The organism is Microcella sp., assembly GCF_033763155.1.
Lineage (GTDB): Bacteria > Actinomycetota > Actinomycetes > Actinomycetales > Microbacteriaceae > Microcella.
Map to the genome: position 1 here is coordinate 1 of NZ_JANRKZ010000128.1, position 6,242 is coordinate 6,242.

At 66.5% G+C, this 6,242-nt stretch carries 8 protein-coding genes; 3 read left to right on the forward strand and 5 right to left on the reverse strand.

The window, feature by feature from the left end:
• Window positions 1-24: 24 nt before the first annotated feature.
• The 3 genes from SFU54_RS05515 to SFU54_RS05525 all read right to left on the reverse strand — a co-directional run bounded on the left by SFU54_RS05515 (window position 25) and on the right by SFU54_RS05525 (window position 3,483).
• Entirely contained in the window at window positions 25-1,341 is a 1,317-nt protein-coding gene (locus SFU54_RS05515; RefSeq protein ID WP_413466574.1) for a PhoH family protein, read from the reverse strand.
• A gap of 232 nt (window positions 1,342-1,573) precedes the next feature.
• Window positions 1,574-2,695, reverse strand: a complete 1,122-nt coding sequence (locus tag SFU54_RS05520; RefSeq protein ID WP_319015296.1) for an aminotransferase class V-fold PLP-dependent enzyme — start codon at window positions 2,693-2,695, stop codon at window positions 1,574-1,576.
• A 2-nt stretch (window positions 2,696-2,697) separates the two neighbouring features.
• Window positions 2,698-3,483, reverse strand: coding sequence for an isoprenyl transferase (locus tag SFU54_RS05525; RefSeq protein ID WP_319015297.1), 786 nt, complete (start codon window positions 3,481-3,483; stop codon window positions 2,698-2,700).
• An 85-nt stretch (window positions 3,484-3,568) separates the two neighbouring features.
• Here SFU54_RS05525 and trhA point away from each other — a divergent pair, with 85 nt between their 5' ends.
• Window positions 3,569-4,321, forward strand: a complete 753-nt coding sequence (gene trhA / locus SFU54_RS05530; RefSeq protein ID WP_319015298.1) for a PAQR family membrane homeostasis protein TrhA — start codon at window positions 3,569-3,571, stop codon at window positions 4,319-4,321.
• An 11-nt stretch (window positions 4,322-4,332) separates the two neighbouring features.
• Here trhA and SFU54_RS05535 read toward each other — a convergent pair whose 3' ends face one another.
• Window positions 4,333-4,626 carry a hypothetical protein gene (locus SFU54_RS05535; RefSeq protein ID WP_413466573.1) on the reverse strand — a complete coding sequence of 98 codons (294 nt, stop codon included), beginning with the start codon at window positions 4,624-4,626 and terminating at the stop codon, window positions 4,333-4,335.
• A gap of 126 nt (window positions 4,627-4,752) precedes the next feature.
• Between SFU54_RS05535 and SFU54_RS05540 the strand changes: the two genes are divergently transcribed.
• Window positions 4,753-5,169, forward strand: coding sequence for a DUF4307 domain-containing protein (locus tag SFU54_RS05540; protein WP_319015299.1), 417 nt, complete (start codon window positions 4,753-4,755; stop codon window positions 5,167-5,169).
• Between the two features lie 65 nt (window positions 5,170-5,234).
• Window positions 5,235-5,732, forward strand: coding sequence for a transcription elongation factor GreA (greA, locus tag SFU54_RS05545; protein ID WP_319015300.1), 498 nt, complete (start codon window positions 5,235-5,237; stop codon window positions 5,730-5,732).
• Here greA and SFU54_RS05550 read toward each other — a convergent pair.
• A partial coding sequence (locus SFU54_RS05550) for a pyridoxal-phosphate dependent enzyme (protein ID WP_319015301.1) occupies window positions 5,729-6,242 on the reverse strand: 514 nt, incomplete at its 5' end. The two genes, greA and SFU54_RS05550, sit on opposite strands and share 4 nt — an antisense overlap.

Below are 6,242 nucleotides of genomic sequence, written 5' to 3' on the forward strand. Positions count from 1 at the left end.
CTTTCGCGGCCCCACCGGCATGCCTTACGCCAGTTCGTTGCCTTCGAGCAGCTCGGTCACGAGCGCCGCAATCGCACTGCGCTCTGAACGCGTGAGCGTCATGTGGCCAAACAGCGCGTGACCCTTGAGCGTCTCGATCACGCTCGCCACACCGTCGTGCCGACCGACCCGCAGGTTGTCGCGCTGGGCGACATCGTGCGTGAGCACGACCTTGGAGTTCTGGCCAATGCGGCTGAGCACCGTGAGCAAGACATTGCGTTCGAGCGACTGGGCCTCGTCGACGATCACGAAGGCGTCGTGCAACGAGCGACCGCGAATGTGCGTGAGCGGCAACACTTCGAGCAACCCGCGATCGATGACCTCATCGAGCACGTTCTGCGAGACAACCGAGCCGAGCGTGTCAAACGTGGCCTGAGCCCACGGGTTCATCTTCTCGCTCGCGTCACCCGGCAGGTAGCCGAGCTCTTGGCCACCGACGGCGTAGAGCGGGCGAAAGACCATGATCTTGCGCTGCTGCTGCCGCTCGAGCACCGCTTCGAGCCCCGCGCACAAGGCGAGAGCCGACTTGCCCGTGCCCGCGCGACCACCGAGCGACACGATGCCGACCTGGGGGTCCATGAGCAGGTCGATCGCGAGGCGCTGCTCGGCCGAGCGGCCGTGCAAGCCGAAGATATCGCGATCCCCGCGCACGAGCGCGATCTCGTCGTCACCGACCACGCGGCCCAGGGCCGAGCCACGGTCACTGTGGATCACGAGCGAGGTGTTGATGGGCAGTTCGCGCACCACGGGCGACCGCAGCACCTCGCGGTCGTAGAGAGTGGCCATCTCGTCGCTCGAGAGGCGGACATCCGCCATGCCCGTCCAGCCGCTGTCGACGGCGAGTTCGGCGCGGTATTCCTCGGCGGCGAGGCCCAGCGAGGCGGCCTTCACGCGCAAGGGCAAGTCTTTCGAGACCACCGTGACATCGAGCCCCTCGGCGGCGAGGTTCATGGCGACCGCGAGAATGCGTGAGTCGTTGTCGTTGAGCTGCAACCCGCTCGGCAGCACGGCCTGGCTCGAGTGGTTGAGCTCGACCCGCAGCGTGCCCCCCGCGTCGCCCACCGAGATCGGAAAGTCGAGGCGCTCGTGCTGCACGCGCAAGTCATCGAGATTGCGCAGGGCTTTGCGCGCGAAGTAGCCAATCTCGGGGTCGTTGCGTTTGGCCTCGAGCTCGGCGATCACGACCACCGGTAGCACCACGGCGTGCTCGGCAAAACGGAAGAGCGCCGTCGGATCACTCAGCAGAACCGAGGTGTCGAGCACATATGTGCGCTGCGCGACCTCGCTCTCGTCACTCGTGATCGACGGGTTCTGACGGGAGGTCTTCGCAGCGGCCACCGGTGCTCCATCCCCGGGGACGCGGGCGACCCCGGACCTGTTGAGTGCGGATTGGCCGGGAGTCTCAGGACGATCGTTCCGGCCGCCCCGATCAGGCGCGCTGCCTGATGAGCGTCACGCTATGCCTGTCTCGGCCGGAGACGTGCAGCGACACGCGCTGGTTCACAGAGCCGTCACACTCGAGTGCGCACCGCGCCTACACACTCGCGAGGCGCGTGAATTCGGCGAACGCCGCGCGCAACATCGCGAACGTTTCTTCTTCGGTCGAGACGTGAGCGCTGAGGCGCACGCGGCCCGATCGAACGGTGGCCGACACCCCTCGATTGTGCAGAGCGGCACCCAGAGCGCCGACGAACTCCGGATGCGGTTCGAGCACGACGATTCCGGCCCGCTCAGCGTCGTCACGCGGTGAGACGACCTCGATGCCCGCTTCGTCAGCGATCTCGATGAGCCGCGCCGTGTGCTCCAGAATGCGCGAACGGATGCTCGCCACCCCCGCGGCCATGACGGCATCAACGGCTCCGGTCAGCCGCGCTTGCGCGAACGTGTCGGCGTAGCCCACCCGAAACGCCGAGGCGTCGGATGCGGGCTCGAGCACTGCGTGCCGCAACTCGAGGGTGCCGTGCGCGTTCCATCCCGACCAGACAGGCGTGAGCTGCTCCCGAGCCCGGTCGCTCAGGGCGAGAAACCCGGTTCCCTGGCCGGCGCGCAGCCACTTCTGGCCGCCCGAGGCGATGACATCGACAAGCTCCCAGGGAGCATCCACAACGCCCGCCCCCTGAATGGCGTCGACGATCAGCAGGCGATTACCGATCACTTGACGAATGCCATCGAGGTCGACGAGGTGGCCCGTGGCGTAATCGACAAGGCTCACGACGACCGCGACGACCGACGAACTCAATTGGTCGCGCACGACGCCCGGTGTGACCCGCTCGTGTTCGGGCGTGATCGTGTGCGGCACGAGCACTCCGAGGGCCTCGGCGGCGCGCGTCATGGCATAGCCGACCGCCGGAAACTCTCCTGACGAGGCCGCAACGCCCCCGGTGAGGCCGAACATGACGTGCATGAGGGCTTGGCTCGTGCTCGGCTGAAAAACCACCTGCTCAGGCGTGCGGCGCACGAGCGCGGCCACCGAGCTGCGCACGCGCACGTCATGGTCATCGAGCGTCGCGAATGATCCGTAGCGCGCGTGCGACAGCACATCGGCCATGGCGCGCTCTTCGAACAGCGCGTGCTGGCCAATGGGTGAGAGTCGTGCATAGTCGAGATAGCCCGGCTCTTCACCGAAGCCCGCGATGAAGTCGTCGATGCCCGCCATCGCTATTGCCCGAACCGGCGTTGACGGCGCGAGAAGTCGCGCAGCGCACGCAAGAAATCAACCTCGCGCAGGTCGGGGCCCAATGCTTCGACGAAGTAGAACTCGCTGTGCGCGCTCTGCCACAGCATGAAGTCACTGAGCCGCTGTTCGCCCGAGGTGCGAATGACGAGGTCGGGGTCGGGCTGGCCACCCGTGTAGAGGTGCTCGGCGATCTTTTCGGGGGTGACGAGCTCGGCCAACTCATCGAGCGTGCCGCCGCTCGAGGCGTGGTGGTGCACGATCGCGCGCACGGCATCCGCAATCTCGCGACGCCCGCCGTAACCCACCGCGAGGTTGATGTGCAGACCGGATGCCTCGACACCCCGCGCTTCGGCAGCATCGAGCTCAGCGAGCAGACCCTCGGGCAAGCCGTCGCGGCTGCCCACGTGTTGCACCCGCCAGTCTTTGATCGACGAGAGATCGGCGGCGAGGTCGCCGATGATGTGAATGAGCTCGCGCAGTTCGTCACTGTCGCGGCCCGTCAGGTTGTCGGTGGAGAGCAAGTAGAGCGTGACGACGCCGATGTCGGCTTCGTCGCACCAGCGCAGGAATTCGACGATCTTCTCGGCCCCGGCCCGGTGCCCGTGTGCCGTGGTTCCGCCGACGCGCAGTCGGGCCCACCGCCGATTTCCGTCGAGGATCATGGCAACGTGACGCGGGTGGGTCGCGTCGGCCAACTGCCGACGCAAGCGGCGCATGTAGAGCTGATACAGCAGGCCGCGACCCCGGGGAGTTCTCGACGATCGCACACATCAACGGTAGTCCACCGGGCTGACGTTGTGGCGGGCATCCAACCAACACCCCAGATTGTGTGCGCTCACGTATCATCGCGACATGACCTCAGCCACAGCACCGGAGCCCACCTCGGACAACGTCGATCGAGAGTCCGGGGTTGACATTCCGAACATCCCGTTGCTCGACGAGGCCATCGAGTTTCGGGCCCTCGATGTCAAGCCCACGTGGCGCGGGTGGATCCACGCCGTCACCTTCCCGACCGCGATCATCTTGGGGCTCGTGCTCATCGCCCTCGGCGCCAACCCCGCGGCGCGCTGGTCGAGCGCTGTCTTCGTGCTGTCGTCGCTTTTGCTCTTCGGCATCTCGGCGACCTACCACCGCTTCAACTGGAGCGAGCGCGCGCGCGTCATGCTCAAACGCCTTGACCACGCCAACATCTTCTTGCTGATCGCGGGAACCTACACGCCGCTCGCGATCATGGCCTTGCCGCCCGAGAAGGGCTACCTGCTGCTCGTGCTGGTCTGGACGGGCGCGCTCATCGGCATCGGCTTTCGCGTTTTCTGGATCAACGCACCGCGCTGGGCCTACGTGCCGCTCTACGTCATGCTCGGGTGGGCCGCTGTGCTCTACATCGTCGATCTGTTCAATGCGAACGCGGCCATGATGGTGCTCGTGATCGTCGGCGGGCTCGCCTACACGGCGGGAGCCGTCGTGTACGCGCTCAAGAAGCCCAACCCCTTGCCCGGGGTCTTCGGCTTCCACGAAATCTTTCACACCCTGACCGTCGTGGCGTTCTTGTGCCACTGGACGGGCGTCTTGCTCGTCGCGATTGACCCGGCCTACGGGCTCTAGCGACTCGCCCTTTAGCGGTCGGCGCGCTCGTCGGGCTCCGGCTCGACCGGGCCGCCTTCGGCGATCATCGCCTGCTCGGCCTCGAGCCGCTCGCGCACCTCACCGCGATACCGCACGCGGCGGATGCGGCGGGTCATGTCAACGAGCAAGAAGATCGTTGCGATCGCCACGAGAGCAATAGCGACGAAGCCCGCGACACCCGGCGTCACCGTGTTGGGGTCGAAACCGGGCGGCGTCGTGGGTTCGACCGGGTTCGGGCCGATGCCCATCGAGTGCAGGCTCGCTGCGAGGGTAAACACGGTCACGGGATGCTCCTGGGCTGGTGAGACGGATGTGGCCGGCTGAGAGAACCCTCACCTCGGCGCTCTACGCTTGGGGCCAAGGGTAGCGATCGCACCTGAGCGGCGCGCCCGCGCCGCGCTGAGAGAGGAATGCCCCGCACGATGTCGACCCCGCAGCAGCGTCTCGACGAGCGCTACGGACGCACGCCCGGTTCAGAGCGCCGCACGCGCACGCTCATGATCGTCGCCGGGGTCATCTTCGCCGTCATCTTCACGGCGTGGGTGGTGTGGGGTGGGCTTTCGGGCACCAACGCCGAACTCGAGACGCGTGACCTGGGCTACTCGAACGTCACCGAGACATCGATCGACGTTCGGTGGGAAGTCTCGGTGGCCCCGGGCACCGAGGTCTCGTGTGCCATTCAGGCGCTCAACGAAAGTTTCGGCATCGTCGGCTGGAAAGTGGTCGAGCTACCCCCGGCGACAGAGCGCACGCGCGTGTTCGTCGAGACCCTGCGCACCGCCGAACAAGCCGTCACCGGTTTGCCCTACCGGTGCTGGCTCCCGTAGCATCGCCGCAATCGAGAGACAGAACCGGCCCGCGGGCCGGTTCTGCTGTGTCAGGAGGCACTGTCATGAACGACACCACGGGCCCGGCCACGCAATGGCTCACGCAAGAGGCGCACGACCGTCTCAGCGCTGAGCTCGAGTCGCTCTCGACAACGGGTCGCGCCGAGATCGCCAAACGCATTGAGGCAGCCCGCGAAGAGGGCGATCTCAAGGAGAACGGCGGATACCACGCCGCGAAAGACGAACAAGGCAAGATCGAGGCGCGCATCCGCACCCTCACCGAATTGCTCCGCACGGCCACCGTGGGTGTCGCCCCCGACGCGCACGGCGTCGTCGAGCCCGGCACCGTCGTCACGGCCACGATCATGGGCGACGACGAGCGGTTCTTGCTCGGCAGCCGCGAAATCGTCGGCGACGACAGCGACATCGACGTCTACAGCGAAGCAAGCCCGCTGGGCCAAGCGATTCTCGGCGCGAAGATCGGCGACACCGTGAGCTACACGGCGCCGAACGGCCGCGAGATCTCGGTCACGATCGTCGACGTGAGCACCTACACGGGCTAAAGCTGCGTGCGCGGGTCATATCCCGCGTCGCGTAGCGCCGCCATTACCTGGTCGGCGTGCTCGGGCCCACGAGTCTCGATGTGCAGCTCGAGTTCAACCTGGCTGATGGCGAGCCCCGAACCGTGCCGCGTGTGCAACACCTCAACGACGTTGGCGTTCTGGTCGGCGATGATCTCGCTCGTGCGGGCGAGCTGGCCCGGGCGATCGGGCAACGGGATGCGCAGCTTGAGATAGCGCTCTGACGCGGCAAGACCGTGCGCGATGACGCGCTCCATGATGAGCGGGTCGATGTTGCCACCCGAGAGAATCACCACGGTGGGGCCGGAGGCCACGATCTTTCCAGTCAGAATGGCCGCGACACCCACGGCTCCGGCCGGCTCGACCACCATCTTCGCCCGCTCGAGCAGCACGAGCATCGCACGTGCGATGTCGTCGTCGTCGACTGTGACCACTTCGTCGACAGCATCCCGAACAATCTCGAAGTTGAGCTTGCCGGGCTTGGCCACCGCG